Source organism: Pseudoalteromonas rhizosphaerae, assembly GCF_028885455.1.
GTDB classification, from domain to species: Bacteria; Pseudomonadota; Gammaproteobacteria; order Enterobacterales; family Alteromonadaceae; genus Pseudoalteromonas; species Pseudoalteromonas rhizosphaerae.
The window spans coordinates 3266893-3284225 of record NZ_CP118496.1; the positions used below are offsets into that span (position 1 = coordinate 3266893).

18 protein-coding genes are annotated in these 17333 nt (G+C 37.3%); 10 read left to right on the forward strand and 8 right to left on the reverse strand.

Features of this window, described 5'->3' with window-relative positions; genetic code table 11:
* Nucleotides 1–79: 79 nt before the first annotated feature.
* A complete protein-coding gene (gene rmf / locus PVK79_RS13970) occupies nucleotides 80–250 on the forward strand; it encodes a ribosome modulation factor (protein WP_016707188.1) in 171 nt (56 codons plus the stop codon).
* Nucleotides 251–329: 79 nt separating this feature from the next.
* Here rmf and fabA read toward each other — a convergent pair whose 3' ends face one another.
* Entirely contained in the window at nucleotides 330–845 is a 516-nt protein-coding gene (fabA, locus tag PVK79_RS13975; RefSeq protein WP_145233946.1) for a bifunctional 3-hydroxydecanoyl-ACP dehydratase/trans-2-decenoyl-ACP isomerase, read from the reverse strand.
* Nucleotides 846–1049: 204 nt separating this feature from the next.
* Between fabA and PVK79_RS13980 the strand changes: the two genes are divergently transcribed.
* From PVK79_RS13980 to PVK79_RS13990, 3 genes are read left to right on the forward strand one after another with little or no spacing between them, the layout of a single operon-like run.
* A complete protein-coding gene (locus PVK79_RS13980; RefSeq protein ID WP_182718840.1) occupies nucleotides 1050–1907 on the forward strand; it encodes a 6-carboxytetrahydropterin synthase in 858 nt (285 codons plus the stop codon).
* Complete coding sequence (locus PVK79_RS13985; RefSeq protein ID WP_182759275.1) at nucleotides 1900–2715, forward strand: M23 family metallopeptidase; 816 nt, start codon at nucleotides 1900–1902, stop codon at nucleotides 2713–2715. The genes PVK79_RS13980 and PVK79_RS13985 overlap by 8 nt, the downstream gene beginning before the upstream one ends.
* 5 nt (nucleotides 2716–2720) lie before the next feature.
* A complete protein-coding gene (locus PVK79_RS13990) occupies nucleotides 2721–3152 on the forward strand; it encodes an acyl-CoA thioesterase (protein ID WP_064666260.1) in 432 nt (143 codons plus the stop codon).
* Between the two features lie 173 nt (nucleotides 3153–3325).
* On the opposite strand, the gene PVK79_RS13995 is transcribed toward PVK79_RS13990, so the two are convergent.
* From PVK79_RS13995 to PVK79_RS14015, 5 genes are all read right to left on the reverse strand, one after another.
* On the reverse strand, nucleotides 3326–4648 hold the full coding sequence (locus PVK79_RS13995; protein ID WP_182740520.1) for a Na+/H+ antiporter family protein: 1323 nt from the start codon (nucleotides 4646–4648) through the stop codon (nucleotides 3326–3328).
* Nucleotides 4645–6639, reverse strand: coding sequence for a transglutaminase TgpA family protein (locus PVK79_RS14000; RefSeq protein WP_257325968.1), 1995 nt, complete (start codon nucleotides 6637–6639; stop codon nucleotides 4645–4647). Before PVK79_RS14000 ends, PVK79_RS13995 begins: the two co-directional genes overlap by 4 nt.
* On the reverse strand, nucleotides 6626–7453 hold the full coding sequence (locus PVK79_RS14005) for a DUF58 domain-containing protein (protein ID WP_257325969.1): 828 nt from the start codon (nucleotides 7451–7453) through the stop codon (nucleotides 6626–6628). Before PVK79_RS14005 ends, PVK79_RS14000 begins: the two co-directional genes overlap by 14 nt.
* 168 nt (nucleotides 7454–7621) lie before the next feature.
* A complete protein-coding gene (locus PVK79_RS14010) occupies nucleotides 7622–8527 on the reverse strand; it encodes an AAA family ATPase (RefSeq protein ID WP_257325970.1) in 906 nt (301 codons plus the stop codon).
* A 27-nt stretch (nucleotides 8528–8554) separates the two neighbouring features.
* Nucleotides 8555–8935, reverse strand: coding sequence for a response regulator (locus tag PVK79_RS14015; RefSeq protein WP_145233960.1), 381 nt, complete (start codon nucleotides 8933–8935; stop codon nucleotides 8555–8557).
* 255 nt (nucleotides 8936–9190) lie between these two features.
* Between PVK79_RS14015 and gmtY the strand changes: the two genes are divergently transcribed.
* The 6 genes from gmtY to PVK79_RS14045 all read left to right on the forward strand — a co-directional run bounded on the left by gmtY (nucleotide 9191) and on the right by PVK79_RS14045 (nucleotide 16137).
* Complete coding sequence (gene gmtY / locus PVK79_RS14020) at nucleotides 9191–10651, forward strand: gamma-mobile-trio recombinase GmtY (RefSeq protein WP_257325972.1); 1461 nt, start codon at nucleotides 9191–9193, stop codon at nucleotides 10649–10651.
* Nucleotides 10648–13287, forward strand: coding sequence for a gamma-mobile-trio integrase GmtZ (gene gmtZ, locus PVK79_RS14025; protein ID WP_257325974.1), 2640 nt, complete (start codon nucleotides 10648–10650; stop codon nucleotides 13285–13287). Before gmtY ends, gmtZ begins: the two co-directional genes overlap by 4 nt.
* Nucleotides 13287–13949 (forward strand): gamma-mobile-trio protein GmtX, encoded by a 663-nt coding sequence (gene gmtX / locus PVK79_RS14030; RefSeq protein WP_257325975.1) that lies wholly within the window; start codon nucleotides 13287–13289, stop codon nucleotides 13947–13949. The genes gmtZ and gmtX overlap by 1 nt, the downstream gene beginning before the upstream one ends.
* Before the next feature lie 189 nt (nucleotides 13950–14138).
* On the forward strand, nucleotides 14139–14576 hold the full coding sequence (locus tag PVK79_RS14035) for a hypothetical protein (RefSeq protein WP_257325977.1): 438 nt from the start codon (nucleotides 14139–14141) through the stop codon (nucleotides 14574–14576).
* Between the two features lie 317 nt (nucleotides 14577–14893).
* Nucleotides 14894–15112, forward strand: coding sequence for a hypothetical protein (locus PVK79_RS14040; protein ID WP_257325991.1), 219 nt, complete (start codon nucleotides 14894–14896; stop codon nucleotides 15110–15112).
* Nucleotides 15113–15174: 62 nt separating this feature from the next.
* Nucleotides 15175–16137 (forward strand): HNH endonuclease, encoded by a 963-nt coding sequence (locus tag PVK79_RS14045; RefSeq protein ID WP_257325992.1) that lies wholly within the window; start codon nucleotides 15175–15177, stop codon nucleotides 16135–16137.
* 259 nt (nucleotides 16138–16396) lie between these two features.
* Here PVK79_RS14045 and PVK79_RS14050 read toward each other — a convergent pair whose 3' ends face one another.
* A complete protein-coding gene (locus PVK79_RS14050) occupies nucleotides 16397–16729 on the reverse strand; it encodes a DUF6488 family protein (RefSeq protein WP_028834945.1) in 333 nt (110 codons plus the stop codon).
* 41 nt (nucleotides 16730–16770) lie between these two features.
* Entirely contained in the window at nucleotides 16771–17295 is a 525-nt protein-coding gene (locus PVK79_RS14055) for a hypothetical protein (RefSeq protein WP_128583187.1), read from the reverse strand.
* Between the last annotated feature and the right edge of the window lie 38 nt (nucleotides 17296–17333).

Sequence of the window (17333 nt, forward strand, 5' to 3'; positions counted from 1 at the left end):
ACAGTTTTATTAACTATTCATTAAATGTAGATGTCACGAACACTACAAATATATAAATATAAAAGGTGAGGATTTACCTATGAAGAGACAGAAAAGAGATCGGTTAGAAAGAGCTCATTCTCAAGGCTTTAAAGCAGGCCTCGCGGGCCGTTCAAAAGACCTATGCCCTTATCAACAAGTAGACCCAAAATCAGAGTGGTTAGGCGGTTGGCGCGAAGCGATAGAAAATCGCAATATGTATAAAACCTAATTTTTAAGTATTGAATTAAAGCAAAAACGCCGCTGTTTATGAAACAGCGGCGTTTTTGTAGCTGGGTTTTAATAAAAAATTAAAACGCGCTAGTATCTTGGAATAAACCAACTTTTAAATCTTTTGCTTCGTAGATAACGCGGCCATCTACTTCAACAGTACCATCAGCCATCCCCATGAATAATTTACGTTTAATAACGCGCTTCATGGTCAAACGGTAGGTAACTTTTTTTGCTGTTGGTAAAATTTGCCCAGTAAATTTAACTTCACCTACACCTAGCGCACGGCCAAGACCAGGACCACCAGACCAACCAAGGAAAAAGCCAACCAGTTGCCACATTGCATCTAAACCAAGACAACCTGGCATGACTGGATCACCTTTAAAGTGACAAGCAAAAAACCAAAGATCAGGGTTAATATCAAGCTCAGCAACGATTTCACCTTTACCATGCTCTCCACCGTCATCAGTGATTGAGATGATACGATCCATCATTAACATGTTGTCACTTGGTAGACGACAATTGCCTTCACCAAACATTTCACCTTGACCACATAGGATCAAATCTTCTTTTGTATAACTATTTTTAGGTTCCATAACACTTTTCATCGCTTAGAAATTGCCACGTACTTTAGCGTACACTTGTACGCTAAACAACTCGGAGCAGTTAAAAAAATAATTTATTTGCATGAAATACCACCGCTTAGGTGAAGAACATGCTAATTACACGATTAAATCGCGCAATTACTAGCAAAAATCATTATAATTACCGTGATTTTTTAACCAGTATAAAGGAAGTTTATGATCCTTTTTGTTAACGCACTTACCGTAATTGATTTTTCTTACTTGTGTAATAAACGAGGCGCAGTTGGCGAGAGCTGGATTGTTGATTTAACCTTGCATGGCAAGTTAAATGAAGAGTCTATGGTGCTTGATTTTGGCTTAGTTAAAAAGCAAATCAAAGGCATTATAGACCAATGTATTGATCACAAGCTGGCCATTGGCAACCAAATTAACGGCCAAGTTGAAAACCATGGTGACTACACAACACTTGATTGTACCTTTGGTGATGATCACCACTTAGCAATGAGCGCGCCAAACCAAGCGTTTTGTTTAATTGATGCTGATGTTATTAATGAGCAGTCAGTTATTGAATTTCTAATTGCTACAATCATGCCGCAGTTACCAAGCAATATCGATAAAATCGAAATTGAGTTAAAGCCAGAGCATAGTAAGAGTTTTTATTATCACTATAGTCATGGCCTTAAAAAGCACGACGGTAATTGCCAGCGTATTATTCATGGTCACCGTTCGCAAATTGGTATTGCCCTTGATGGCATGGCAATGCCACGCTTACAAAAGCAATGGGCTGATAAATGGCAAGATATTTATTTAGCGACAGCAGAAGATCAAATTCAAGCGCCGCAGCTACAGCACATCAGCGCCAAAGAACATGACCTCTGTTTTGCCTATACCGCCGCACAAGGCTATTTTGAAATGGCAATAAGTAAAGAACGGTGTGATATTTTACCCATTGATACTACGGTTGAATGTATTGCAGGTTACCTTGCTGAGCAAGTTAAAGCGCAGCATCCTGACAATGACGTAAAAGTCACAGCATACGAAGGTGTGGCCAAAGGGTCCATTTGTTATGCGTAAATTATTAGCCGTTTCGTTATTTGCTACTGTGAGCTTTTTTGCTGATGCAGTTGAGCTAAAAGGTCACTTAACCCAAGGCGGGTTAGTGACTGGTCAAATTGATGGGGTTAAGTCAGTTATTTTTAATGGCCAAGCATTAAAAACCACCGCACAAGGTGAGTTTGTATTTGGCTTTGGCCGTGATGCTGAATTAACCCATCAATTAGCCTGGGTTGATGCAGACGGTGTTAAACATCAGCAAGCGATTGAGATCACTAAACGTGATTATAAAATTGATAAAATTACTGGAGTGGCAAGTAAGTATGTGTCACCGCCAAAAGCGGTAAGTGAACGTATCAGCCGCGAAGCTGTGGCAGTAAGAAATGCCCGAAAAGTTGACTCTGAGCTTAGGTATTTTTTAGATCCAGTTTACAAACCTGCACAAGGGCGTATTTCGGGTGTGTATGGTAGCCAACGCTATTTTAATGGTGAGCCTCGTCGGCCACATTTTGGTTTAGATATAGCCAACAAAACAGGCAGCCCTGTTTATGCGCCTGTCAGTGGTACCGTTGTTTTTGCTGATAACGACCTTTATTACTCTGGCGGAACTTTAATTTTAGATCATGGCCACAGTGTCACGTCTACCTACATACACTTAAGTAAGCTTGATGTAAAAGTAGGGGATACCATTAAACGCGGTGATAAAATAGCTGAAATTGGTGCGACTGGCCGTGTAACTGGCCCTCATCTGGATTGGCGTTTTAATTGGAAAGGCGAACGCCTTGATCCTGCACTTATGATGTTAGATAAATTAGCAAACCAAAAGTAGAGAACATGACAACTCAAGTAAACCGTGAAGAAATAATTGCTCAGCGTATTAAAGACTCAACGACTTCGGTCACAAAAACAGTATTTCCTGGGCGTACTAATCACCACAATACCTTGTTTGGTGGTGATGCATTGGCATGGATGGACGAAGTTGCATTTATTGCTGCAACGCGCTTTTGCCGTAAACCATTGGTAACTATTTCATCAGATAGAGTTGATTTTAAAGAAGCTATTCCAGCTGGAACCTTCGCTGAATTGATCTCAAAAGTTGTGCATGTAGGCAATACAAGTTTAAGAGTAGACGTTGAAATATTCTTAGAAACAATGCACAGGGATGATAAACACTCGGCAATTACTGGGAGTTTTACATTCGTTGCGGTCGATGACAATCACAGACCTACGCCTGTTGTATGCGATAAGATGATTTATGGTTTTTAAACCGAGTTGTTAAGTTAAGAAAGCATTTTTATGGTGCTTTCTTTGCTTTATAAAAAGAACACATCATACTATTTGCACTGTTATATATCTTTAGCATCTGCGTTAAAACAATAATTTAGTAACCAAGTATGGGGCTTAATCTATTCTCTACTTGGTTACTCACATTCAAGGTATTAAAGCACCATAGCGGCTATCCAGCCAAATATTAGCAATGGAATATTAAAGTGGATAAAAGTAGGCACAACTGAATCCCAGATATGATCATGCTGACCGTCAGCGTTTAAGCCGGAAGTTGGTCCTAAGGTTGAATCGGAAGCAGGGGAGCCAGCATCGCCTAAAGCACCTGCGGTTCCCACTAAAGCTGCGGTTGCCATCATTGAAAAGTTAAGCTCTAAGCACAGTGGCACAAACAAGGTTGCTATTATTGGCACTGTGGAAAATGAGCTGCCAATCCCCATGGTGATCATTAAACCAACTAATAAAATTAGTGCAGCTGCCAAAGGTTTGTTGCCATCAATAATCAAAGCGGCGCTTTGTACTAAGCTAGTCACATCGCCTGTCGCTTTCATTACAGAGGCAAACCCTTGAGCTGAGATCATTATAAATCCAATCATTGCCATCATTGCTACGCCTTTACTAAATACGTCGCTATTTTGCTCCCACTTAACTACGCCAAACAAACTAAAAATCATCACCCCAACTAAGCCACCTAAAATCATTGAACCACTGACATTTTGTGCTGCTAAAGAGGCTAATACCGCTGTAATACCGACTAACAATACTTTTTTAGGTTGTTCTACAACCACATTAGTTGCGTGCTCTTGATGTTCATCATGCTGATAATCCCGACGTTTTCTATAACTGATAAACACCGCTACAATTAACCCAACTAACATGCCACAGGCAGGAATGATCATCGCCATAGGTACTTGGGTATTAATGATATCTAAGCCATTTTCCACTAAGTTTTTATGTAAAATCGAGTATAAATAAATTCCACCAAAGCCATAGGGTAAAACCATATATGAGGTTGCTAGACCAAACGTTAAAATACAGGCAATAGCACGTCGGTCTAACCTTAGTTTATTAAATATAACCAGTAGCGGGGGGATCAAAATTGGTATAAAAGCTATATGAACTGGGACTAGGTTCTGCGATGAAATTGCACACACTAAAATTATCAGTAAAATAAAATAGCTTAAATTTGTTTCGCTATTACTACTATTGTTATTTACTTTAGCTAGTAGTTTTGCAGCTAAAATGCGCGTTAAGCCTGATTTTGAAATCGCAACAGCGAATGCGCCTAGCATTGCATAGCTTAGAGCGATCTCAGCTCCGCCAGAGAGGCCTGCGTTAAATGCGTTTAGGGTATCGTTTAAGCTAAGTCCGGCGGTTAAACCGGCGACTAAAGCACTTAAAGTCATAGCAACAATTACATTAACGCGGGCTAAAGTAAGGCCAAGCATTAAAATAACGCCAATTACGACTGCATTCATAGAGTTCTCTTAGTTGTTGTTTTAATTAATTTTACCAGATTTTTACTGTGTTTTTTACGATAAGCGCTAAATATTAGCTGGCGATAACGCACATCGGAGTATAATTGCGCAAATTGCATGATATATGTCCGCTTGTTAGGCAGCTGTTGAGCTGCATATGCTAAAAATTGCAGCGGCGTTTGATTTGATGGTGCAGAAATACCTTGCTTATTACACCAACGCACAACAGTAAGGTAGTCTTTTGCGAGTGAATGCGCTGGCGATTCTGGCTTTTTAGGCCAAGACAAATACACAAAGTAACAAATAAAGGCTAAACATACGGTTGCTATCACGATCAGTGAAATTTGCCAAAGCTGTTTATTACCGAATAATTCTTTTAGCAGGGAAGATTGCTTTTGCTGGTCAAAACCTAACACCCAATTTGTCCATTGGTAATCAAGATTTTCAAGCTTAAGCCTTAACCAGTTAATACCAGCAATATTACTCAATCGTAATAAGCCAAAACTCAAGTTGCTTGTAAATTCGCTATTCAGCTGCAAGTGCTGTGATAAAGATCCGTTTAATCGTTCAGGTGAAACAACCGCAGTTGCATCAAAAATTTGCCAACCTTTATTTTTTATAAATACTTCAACCCATGCATGGGCATCATATTGATAGACGCTCATATAACTATTTTGTTGATTATACTCACCACCTAAGTACCCCGAAACAACGCGGGCAGGAATACCAACACTTCTAAACATAAATGCAGCTGTGCTGGCATAATGGCCACAAAAACCACGTTTATTAGCAAATAAAAACTGGTCAAGGGTGTTGTTACCGGTAATTTGGTCCGGCGTTAAGGTATAGCTAAAGTTATTATTGGCAAAGTAGTCATACAGTGCTGAATAAAAAGCCTGATCATCGTTATTATGTTGTTCATACAGACGTTTAGCTAAAGACTGCGACTGTAAATTAGTCTCTTTAGCTAAACTAAGCTGCACGTTTTGATAGTGTGCAGAGCGAGAGAGTTCAGCAAAGCTAAAAGCATAACTCTGGGCTGTATAGCTGATACTATTAGCTAAAAAACGTTTCCGCAGTAGTAATCCATTGCTGGTTGTTTTTACATCTTGATGGGCCGAGTCGGCAAACTGTAAACCATAAAGCCAAGGCTTAGCGCCAGGCTCTGCAAAAATTTGATAACTATATAATGGTTCACCACGTTCAGCTGAGGTGATTTGGTCAATTACTTGCTGGCTTTTTAAAATGTCCGATATTAACCAGCGTTTACCATCAAACTCATCATGTATAATCGCTCGCCAGTAATAGGGGGAAGATGGCTTTTGCTGATCAAATTTAGCTCGAAATACTAACTCATCTGAATTAGACAGTTTGGCTATATCAAATGGATCAACACTTTCTGACAAACCGGTTTTAGCGAGTTTTGGCCCCGGTAATTGCCAAAATGCGGGAAGTTTCGGTAACAATAATAATAAAAATATCGCTAAAGGTAGTGCTAGCAACAAAAGTTTGCAGCTGTCTTTAGCTGCAATTTTTAAACTATGTTTAGATTCAATCAGCGCTAAAAGCGCAAAATTTAAAATATATAGCATGCTAATTACTAGCGTAGCAAATAAGCTCTGAGAAAATAGATATACTGTTGAGAGACTAAAAAAACTTAACAAAATGATAGTTTGATAATGCTTTTTTGTATTGGCTTGCAGTAATTTAAATAAGCTAGAGAGGATCAGCATCGCAACAAATAAAGTCACCGTATCGCTAAAACCTACATCATAAAACAAGATCAATAGACTCAAACCGGCCAAAGTATTTGCTAATATGGCATTGGGTTTATTTCTTTTCAATAAGGTAACGGCTAGATTCCAAATACACAAACTAGCTAATAATGTATTAAATAGAGGAGGTAACTCAGTAAAAATAAAACTCAGCACTAAAATATAAACAATAGATAACGACAAATTGATCGCGGTTAAATTATCAGTGACTTTCATTTTCATCCTTTGCAAAACGGCTTAGTGCTTCTAAACACTGTTTACAATGTTCTTTGGTATCACTGATCGCGTATAGTCCTGCTTCTAATTGCAGGCCATAACTAATGCCTTGTGAGTAAGCCTGAGTTACTAAATAGCTTAATTGTTGTAGGCGGGATTCGGTATTTCCTTGTAACTGATTAAAATCAAAAACAACACTTTGGGCTGAATAATTTACAAACTCTTTTACCATTAATTGCTGAGTTTTTGCGTAATGTTTCCATGATATTCGTTTCATATTCATACCAGGTTGATGAATATTTAAACCATCAAATTCATCACTACCATGGCTGTTTTTATGCAGGCCATCATCAGTGTTGTGGTTATTTTGCAAACTAGCTTCATGCAATGGTTTGAGTTGTTGCGGGTAGACAAATACCGTATGTGCTAATTGCATATAGCTCCATACTGATACTAATCCAAACGGGTACTTGCTGATTATTTTTAATCGGCGCAAGGGGTATTCACCACGTTCTTTTAATCCTAAATCTAAATTAACTATTTGCTGTTGACTGGTTATTTCATCAACGGTTGTGAGGGTTTTATTTTCATAAATAAACTGCAATGATTGACAGTTTTTTTCGGTTTTTAGTTGCAGCTCTAATAATGCAGAGCAGGGAGCATAGCTAGCTATATGATTTTTATAATCAATTTTTAATCCTTTAAGATTGCTATAACCCATAAGTAGCGAAAATATCATTACTACGAGCATTAAATAAGCCATCGCTAAAATCAGATTATTCTGATAATTAATGCCTAATATAAAATTAAGCATAGTAACCACTAAAAAGCTCACGCCCAATTTTGATGGCAAAACATATATTGTGTTATGCGTTAAGGTAAGATGTTCGGTATTATGTTTATTTCTTAGTAATAGCTTGAAAACCTTAGCTTTAAACTGAAACCAAAAAGTAGGGCGCTTTCCTGTTTTATTGTTCATACCTTAAAGTGGCACATCAACAGTATTTATTAATTGTTTGATCTGTTGTGAGCTAACATCATGCTGCAGACCTAAACGATGTTCGGCAACACTAGCAAAAATAGTTTGTACATCATCAGGGGTAACAAAGTCACGACCATCAATAAACGCCCATGCTTTAGCGGCTTTGCCAACTGCAATACTGGCCCGTGGAGATAACGCATTAGCAAATTGGCTGTTATTTCGGGTAGCAGATACAAGCGCCAAAATATAATCAACAACCAGTTCACTTAACATAACAGCACTTACTTTATTTTGTATTTCAATTAATTGTTGTGTATCAATACGTACAGGTAAGTGTGCATAATCACGATTATGTTGGCCTAAAATTAGTTTACGTTCAGCTTCTTTAGGTGGAAAACCCAAACTAATACGCATAAAAAAACGGTCTAATTGAGATTCAGGTAAAGGATAAGTACCTGATTGATATAAAGGGTTTTGAGTTGCTATAACAAAAAATGGTGTTGGTAGGGCATGTTTATCACCATCCATAGTAACTTGGTTTTCTTCCATTGCCTCTAATAAAGCGCTTTGTGTTTTTGGACCTGCGCGATTTATTTCGTCCGCTAAAACAACTTGACTGAAAATAGGCCCTTTATGAAAAGTAAATTTATGCTCATTGGCATTAAAAATACTTGAGCCCAGTATGTCTGAGGGTAATAAATCACTGGTAAATTGCACTCGTTGATATGATAAACCTAATACCGCAGCAAGTGCATGCGATAAAGTGGTTTTACCCATACCTGGCAAATCTTCAATTAATAAATGACCTTGGCTAAATAAGCAGGTTAACGCGAGTTTTATTTGTTGCTGTTTGCCAAAAATAACCTGAGATAAATCATCAATGATCGCTTGTACGGTCTGTTGCATAGTAACCTTGTAGGTTGATAAATTACATTAAATAAGTTCGAGACGTTTCATGACAGTATCAACTTTTTTAGCATTAAATGGTTTTGCAATAAATCCTTTAGCACCCAGTTCCCAAGTATTTTGAACATTTTCGAGGCTGTTATGGCCAGAGCACATGACAACATGTGTATGTGGGTAATTGTCATTTAAGTATTCAAGAATTTCTGTACCATCGGTATCGGGCAGTTCAATATCGAGAAAGATAACATTCGGGGATTTTTCATCAATCAACGTTTTAGCCGATTCAAAATCTCTGCTTTCAAGAATATCTTCAAAACCTAACTCAGTTAAGATCTGATTTAAGTAGTCACGTATATCTTGAACATCATCAATTATTAGGATTGGTTCTAACGGGCGCACAAATTCCATATTGTTTACTTCTTGTGATACAGCTTAAATTGTATTTTTAATACTATGCTAAGCGATAATGAAGCTCAAGAAAGATACTCGAATTAAACTGTATTATTGAAATAAATAATCACTAAGTCCGATACCATCTATAATATATAGTGATTGTTTTGGTGTATATTGTGTATTTAAGTTGCTAATTTATCGATATATTTGACTTTCTTAACACTAGTTATATAGTAATAACCATGTATATAGTGTATGTGAGAGTATAGATTGACATGTGTCAAAGTTAGAGCCACTTTAATAGAAGATAACACTGGGGTAAAAAGTCAAATACCCATTTTAATAACAGCTGAAGGTGAAATAGCTTCTGTTACTGATTACTTGCTCCTTAAGGAAGTTAACGGAGTCAGTAACTCTTCAATGATTAGTATTATTAGAGTTGTATCTCTATTACTTGATTATATGGAAGCAAATAAGGACTTATTTCATAACCCGACTATTCTTTTTCAAACTTTTGCTAAACGCTTATATTCTGGAACCATAGGGGAAGATGGTTTAGATCCATCAGGCTTATATTGGTTACCTTCATCGACTATTAATGTTAATAAACATATAAATCGATTAACTGCATTTACTGATTGGCAGGCTAAGAGGTTAGGTAACGCTCCAATGAATCCCTTACGTGATACTACTCCTCATGAGTACCGTTTAAATTATGCTTCATGGTTTCGTAAGAATCAGAGTGACTATCTTGGCCACATAGAAGATAAATCAATTAATAAAACCATTCGTAAAGCCAGATTTATCAAAGGACGCTCAACATTAACCCATATAGATGGTGATTCAATTGCATTTCCTGATAAATACTGGGAAGCATTTTTTAAGCATGGCTTAGGGGGAGCCACTGACCCGCGAGTAATATTAAGGGATAAATTAGTTTTATTGTTAATTCATGGAGGTGGTCTACGGTTAAGTGAAGCAATGGCTCTATGGGTAACCGACGTTTTCGAAGACTCTCACAACCCTGATATAGCCATTGTGAAAATATATAATGAAATTGATGGTAAAGCTCCATATAACTGGAAGAGCAGGTCTGGAACGCAGACAAGAGAAGCATATCTAAAAGAAAATTATGCAAGAATTCCACGTATTAAGATGAGTGGTACTAATTTTCTAGGATGGAAAAGTAGAGTAGTAGACCATAAAGATAATTATATAAAAGTCCAATGGTTCCCTTCCGATTACGGTAAAATTTTTATGTCTCTTTGGAGAAACTATCAAAAGTTTCGCGCTAATATAGATTCTTATCATCCATATGCCTTTATATCTTTTCATCACACAAGTTTAGGTTCTCCCTATACTATTAATGCCTTTAACTATAATTACTCTGTCGGATTAAAAAGAATAGGGCTAAAACCAAATAAATCTGAAGGGATTTGTCCTCATGGGCACAGACATAATTATGGAAGGCGCCTTGAACGTTCTGGACTTAGTCCACTATTAATCCGAAGGTGCCTGCACCATAAATCCTTAGAATCTCAGGTTCCTTATACTGGTAAAAGCCATATAGACATATCGAATGAACTCCAAGAAGCTACTAACCAGTTATCGCATACGGAATCGGTTGTTAAACCTATTGACTGGGTTGATTTCGTTCAATCTGGGTTTGATGATATCGATCCTCAAGGCTACTTCACTGGTAAAAAGCCTAAATTTAGAAGTTTAAAATGAATAATAAAATAGATGTAAAAAAAAGAGATAGCCGTGCGTCTGATACGACCTTCAGTTGGATGTTAACTACGTTTGGTCCTGAATGGGAGAACTGGCAAAAATTAGCTTCAGAGTGGATGGAAACACAGCAAACTGGTGTTGGTCCAAAGCAAGTGGCTCTGACGCGTTTCTTTGAAACTTATCTTTATCAAAAGGTACCATATGCTGTTGATATAAAGCTTTTTTTTAGTGGCTTTAATGGTCATAAATGTTCCTCCGAAGAGTTTGAGAAAATCATCAGGCTAAAAGTCAATCAACCAGCAGCAATCCAAAAGTCTGTTAATGTGCCATGCGACTTTATTGATTTTGTTATAAAATCTCATCTATCTGAAAGAAATGATAATGGTATTCTGATCCCAACTGTTGTTAACCCTATAAAAAAAATAAAGTTAGCCCGTTCTATTACCGAAACTGTTCGAAACCCTCTACCGTACCGTTATATTCAAGATTTGCGCCAGATTATCTGCCCACTTCCGAGCAAACAAGAACTAAAAAATATTGAGAAAAATCTAGCCTTAAATGAAAAGTTAAAGCCACTTTTTCACTACCGAAATTTTAGTGATTGGACTTGGTCTCATAATATACAAAAAAGTGATTGGTACGAAGTAGATGAAGAATTTATAGACAAGTCAGATCCCGATTGTGTCTGGCGAAGCCAGATAAAGAAGAAAAAGGAAATCTTCCAGATCTGGTCTCCAGTTAGACATATGATACTGTTTGTAAAACTTCATTTACCATTACGTACCTATCAAATTAATATGCTTGATAGTGGGGAAGCAGACACTTGGAGATATGAAAATCAGCAATGGAAACTTAATGAAAAGCATGGCTTTAGTCTCGGCAATGAAAAACGCCCATTTAGCAAAGGTGTTTTTCGCCGAGTCTACGATTCAATTTCAGCCTCCTATTCAACAGCTCTATACATAAATACAAACAAGTCAGCTGATAATAATAAAGAAGAACTCGAACGGGGCTACACTATTCCTTGGCAAAATGAAGAAGTCTTATATTGGTTAGAAAAATTGCGCAATTGGCAGGAAAAATATAACCCAATTCTAAACCCTACAGATTGTACTACTTTAAAAAATAAACATACATCTGATCAAAAAAAATCTGAAGCTCAATTAAGAAGTATGGGGGATATTTCTTTCCTCTTCAGAGACGCTTCAGCATCGGGAGACGATAAATTTAAACCTACATATCCAAAAGCTATAAACCGTCTTTGGTATCAACTATTACTAAAACTAGAAGATAATCTAGAGCAAAATGGAGATACTCTAGATAATGGCGAAAAATTGAAGTTAGTCTATGAATGTCCTCCTGGGACCCTTTTAACTACCATGACCTACACCTACTTTCCTCTCCATAGTCTTCGTGTATCTCTGATTACAGCATATACTATGGATACACAGCTTCCTATTGCTGTCATTTCTAAAATGCTCGCAGGGCATAGCAGATTACTGATGACGATATATTATAATAAAATTACGCCCTCTGTTTTTGCTCAAAAAATGGATGAGGCTGAATTAGAGTTGGAAGAAAGCTCTATACAAAGCGTGAAGAGTTTTTTAAAAGATGCTTCGTTTGAACAAATACAATTGAAAATGTCATACCATAAAGGCGATAGTATCGAGGCTGCATTAGTAAACCGTGCACCAATAGGATGGGAGGAAAGAGCTACAGGTTTATGTTTAGTTGGCGGTAATACTGTCAAATCCAATGAATCTGGTTCTTTAGGCGGTTGTTGGAATGGGGGGGAAGAGCTAACTGATGCGATTTATGCCCAAAATCGCGTTTATTCAGCTGTACCTCATGGGCCTGAAAATTGTATAAGGTGTAGATGGTTTATTTCTGAAGCTCGTTACTTACCAGCCCTTAATGCGCAATTTAATCAACTCAGTTATAAAGCTCACCAAGCAGCTAAATTATTCATTGAAATTGAGGGTGAATTAGATCATCTGAAAGATGAGATTTTTTTTGCTGAGGAGCAAGGTAAACCATTTATTAAGCATAATTCACTTCAAGTCCTTCAACGTCGATACGAAAAGCAAAAAGTAGAAGCTGATGAATACACAAAAGACTGGATGGCTTGTTTTGAGCTTATTAATAAAATTATTCGCATTGAAGAAACACGACTTGAAGGTGATAAACAGGATAAATTAATTGCCGTTGGTGAAGAAAGAGACGTTACTAAAGCCCTTAGGTTTATTGAAACAAAATCTGAATTATTACATTTATCACTATTATGTGAAGATGCAGAGTTTTACCCTGATCTCAGAGATGAGCTAAGAAAAACACCTGCTATTCAAAAACGTTCAATGGAATTAAGCCGCGTACTTATGAAAAGTGGCTTTGAACCGGTTTTTATGGAAATGGATGAAAATCAACAATTAATAGCAGCAAATGCGATGATGAGAAAAATGGCAATGATTGCTGACCCTAAGGATAAACTAGAAGGCTATCGAAAAGTGGCAAGCCATATAGATGCTGAAGAATACCTTGTTAATAATAAACTTTTATCGGCTGGTATATCGGTGATTACTGATAATGTAATAAATTTGAACAAGCTAGTATTACCATCGAGCTTGGATAGCTAATGAATATAAATATTGAAATCATTTTAGCTGACTTAAAAGATGGTAAAGAACCTAGAACTCAAAAGAACCTACAGAAACTTAACGAGATATTAAGCTTATATTCGGCTACAGGAAATAATAACTTTTCAATAACTCAGATTGGTCGTTATTCTAAAGAAAATGGTGGCCCAGCTTATGAAGCATTGAGGGCTACAAGAAATAGGCATTATCGCTCTCTTATTGAAGCTTGGGCTCAGAAAAGCAAAGGTAAAGTTCCAATACCTAACCCCGAAAACACATATAAACACGCTTTACCAGCTGATAATATTCTACTTCAACGCATTACAGACCCAGCGGTTAGAGCTTTATTTGGCCAAATCATTGCTGAAAGGAATCGATATAGAAAAGAAGTTAACTTACTTAAACAACATGCAAACATTGTTATAGATAGGCGTACATTTAGTCCTTCTACAGAGGTTGATTCATCACAAGCTAATGAAATAAAAGAATTAACAGAATCAGAAATTAACGCACTTAATTATGCTATATCTGAAGAGTGTATGTATAACAATGACTGGGTTTCAACAAAAGCTGGTCAAGTTAAAACTATAGAAAATAATATTGAGATATTTCCCCGTGGTTTCACTACTGCTCTAAGTAAACTACTATATAAAGAGGGTTAGGTTAAATTTCTCTTAGATTTTCAAACTTACTATATCTAATTTAGTAAGTTTGAAAAGTTGGTATCGTATTTTATGTAAAACCCAGTCACCGATTGAATCAAAATAGGAACTCGGCTAAGGTTAATGCAGCAATAACAAATAAATTAAATACTCGCAATTCTAGAGGGGTACTATTTTTAAGGAGATATCATGCAAGGGTATGAGATTGTACATTCTTCTCAAGTTGATGGGGAGTTTGAAGGTTTTGATGATGAGGTTTTATTTCAATTAATGGATGGGACATGCTGGGTTCAAGATGAATATAGGTACTGGTATTACTATTCTTATTGTCCTCAGGTGCATATTCTTCGGCGTAATGGCAGGCTTTATCTTCAGGTTGATGGTCAAAACGAAATTGTCTCGATTCGTCAAATAGACGGTGTCATTAAAAGTAGAATAAATGGAGATTTCAAAGGTTGGGAAGGTGATACATCTTATCAGTTACAAAATGGACAGATCTGGCAACAATCTCACTATAAATATAAGTATAAATATGCTCATCGACCTGAAGTTCTCATTTATAACCCAGGTAGTGGTAATGTGATGCATGTCGCGGGAACATCAGCCAAAGTACGGCGCATAAAGTAAAAATATAACAGGACGTTACTAACGACCGTTCAGCATAGAGCGATAATCGAACACTGGTAAAGTTAAGCTAAGTGGACTTCCCATAGTTTGCTAGACGGTGCCCGCTAACTTACTTTGGGGCAGAAACGAGTTAGTACAACAGTCAGCTTCACAATTGCGAAGTTCGGCTGTGAGCGATAACCGGTCATTGAAAAAGTTAAATTTATTCCTACTTCTTGAGTAGGAGCACAATTTTGGTCGTTAACATTATTAAACGCCGTTTTGGGGCAAAATAATATGGTTCTAAATTTGGTGTTGAAAAAGATTTTGCTACATACATGCCTCAGGTTCTAAAAGCTTTTAAGGAACTTGAAACGCAATTTCCAAAAGCTTCTACGTTACAAGCTTTCCGCTATCAAATTGCACAAGCTTATTGGAGTCAAAAAGACTGGGGAAATACTCGTTTGTGGTTGAATACCATTATCACAAAAGCGGGTGATACTGATAGTTTCTACAAAGACACTGCTCAGCGTCGTTTGCAAAAAGTAGAGTACTAGTAACTTAACAAGCGTATTAGATCTGACATCACACATCGTCCGATTTTTTGCTTAGAAAGAAAATGACGCAAAAAAGCGTCCAACACGTTCCGCTGATTATGCGGGTGTTAGGTTTAAGGGTAAATATGACAATTCTGTTTTGTAATATAGGTTGGATGCAGCGATATGAAGGCATCGATGGTGACAATATTCAGCGAGGCGGGGCTTATAACAAAACAGAGATTGGCCATGAGGTTTGCAATTTTTCCAATGTTGATGGAACCGTATTTGGTTACGTACAACCAACAGGTCAAATAAAAATTGAAAGGCTTGGAGCGGATAAAAAATCGTCATACATTGAAGGAGTAACCGTTGTTTGGTTAGCTGGCCCTGAAACTGGTGGGACTGCTGTGATCGGTTGGTATAAAGATGCGACTGTTTACAGAGACAAACAAAAATTACTACAGCCATCAAAAGAGCAGAGTCTTAATGGTGTTGATACATATCGTGTAAAAGCATTATGGGAAAATACAGTTTTATTACCTATAGAAAAGCGTACATTATTGATTCCTAGGGCAGTAAAAGGAGGCGTTGGTCAAAGTAATGTTTGGTACGCAGATTCCCCTGATAGTTTAGTTCATGTAACAAAAGTAAAAAATTTAATTAACGGGATTACAGAGGTTGATGAAACTCCAGATATAGACGAAGAAGCTTTTGGAGTTGAAGGGAATCCTCGTTTAAGAGCTCATATAGCCCGTGAACGTGATTCAAGTGTTATTAAGAAAAAGCGAAATATAGTCCTAGCTGAAAATGGATTTTTGAAATGTGAGGCTTGTGATTTTGATTTCTTTGATGTTTATGGTGAAGCAGGTAAAGAATTTTGTGAAATTCATCATTTGATACCTTTGCATAAGTGTGATGGTGTAATTAAGACAGAGTTGTCTGATTTAGCAGTGGTCTGTTCAAATTGTCATCGAATATTACATCGAGCTAAACCGATGCTTTCTTTAGAAAATCTAAAAGAAATTCTTGAACGCACAAAATAAACCATACAAGCAATTAACAGAACAAAAAGCAGTTGGTTTTTGTTTCTTCGTCGCTTATTTTCACAAACTATTTTTCCCCTTATTTGGGCGCTGCTTATGGAACTTAGCTGAACTTCGGCAAAGAGCGAAGCAGACGGCCACTCTAGCGCATTTTTGGACAGAAATGAGTTAAAGCCGACCAGTGGTTCTATGCCAAAAGCGGACTTGGTACAAAACAAAGGCACCTCTTGCTTCTATCAAAAGGTGCCTTCTTATTTTGTTAAAAGTCGTTTTTATCTTTAACCGATATAACTTGACCGTTTTTTGCAATTTGGAAGTAAAGCTTATCTTCGTTGCTAGCATTAGATGCACTAACTACATAGAAATTGTCTTCAACGCTAGCAATCGAAAGTTGCGACTTATCAATATTTTTCCATGACTCATCTAACTTACCGACTTCAAAACCAGCGTCTTTAAACGTCATTTTTTGAATATGTGTTGCAGCGATGATAACAGCTTTCTGACCGCTGATGACACCATGATCTCCATGTGCCTGTACATTACTAGTTAGCAAGGCACCACAAAGCGCAACGATTGATATTAGTTTGTTCATTTTAGTCTCCATTTGGTATGAAATTCGTAAAGTTAAATTCGTTATTGTTTAAGGCCAATAACTTCGTATTGCCCTTTAACCAGTAGCTGTACTGACACTGGTTTATCTGATTTGTTTTTCCAGTACCAACCATGAGAGCCTGCAAATGGGGTGGTATAACTGCCTTTCATTTCATTAGTTGTAGCAATAGCATAGCTTTCAAAATATCCCGTTGTGTCACCTTCAGGCTCACCATGTAAATCGAAGTACAATGGAGCACCATCGGTTAACCATTCATAAGTCATTTTTTCATGCTGCTTCATATAAAATTTATATTCGATGCCGCGTCCCGCAGGGACTGTCACTTCTATTGTTTGAAACTCATCCGTGCCTTTAGTTGTCTCTAATGACGTTGTTTCCATTTCAGCCGCTTGTGCAAGTGCTGTTAAACCTAACTTGTTGCCAATACCTGTCGGATCGATGTTGTACTCTGCTGGTAAGATAAAGGTAACCAGTGCAATAGCCGCGACAACGACTGCTGAAATACTCGCTTTAACGAGTGTTTTGGTACTAACTGTATGTTGCATAAAATTCTCTTTTATTTCTGTATTTCTATAAGTTAAAA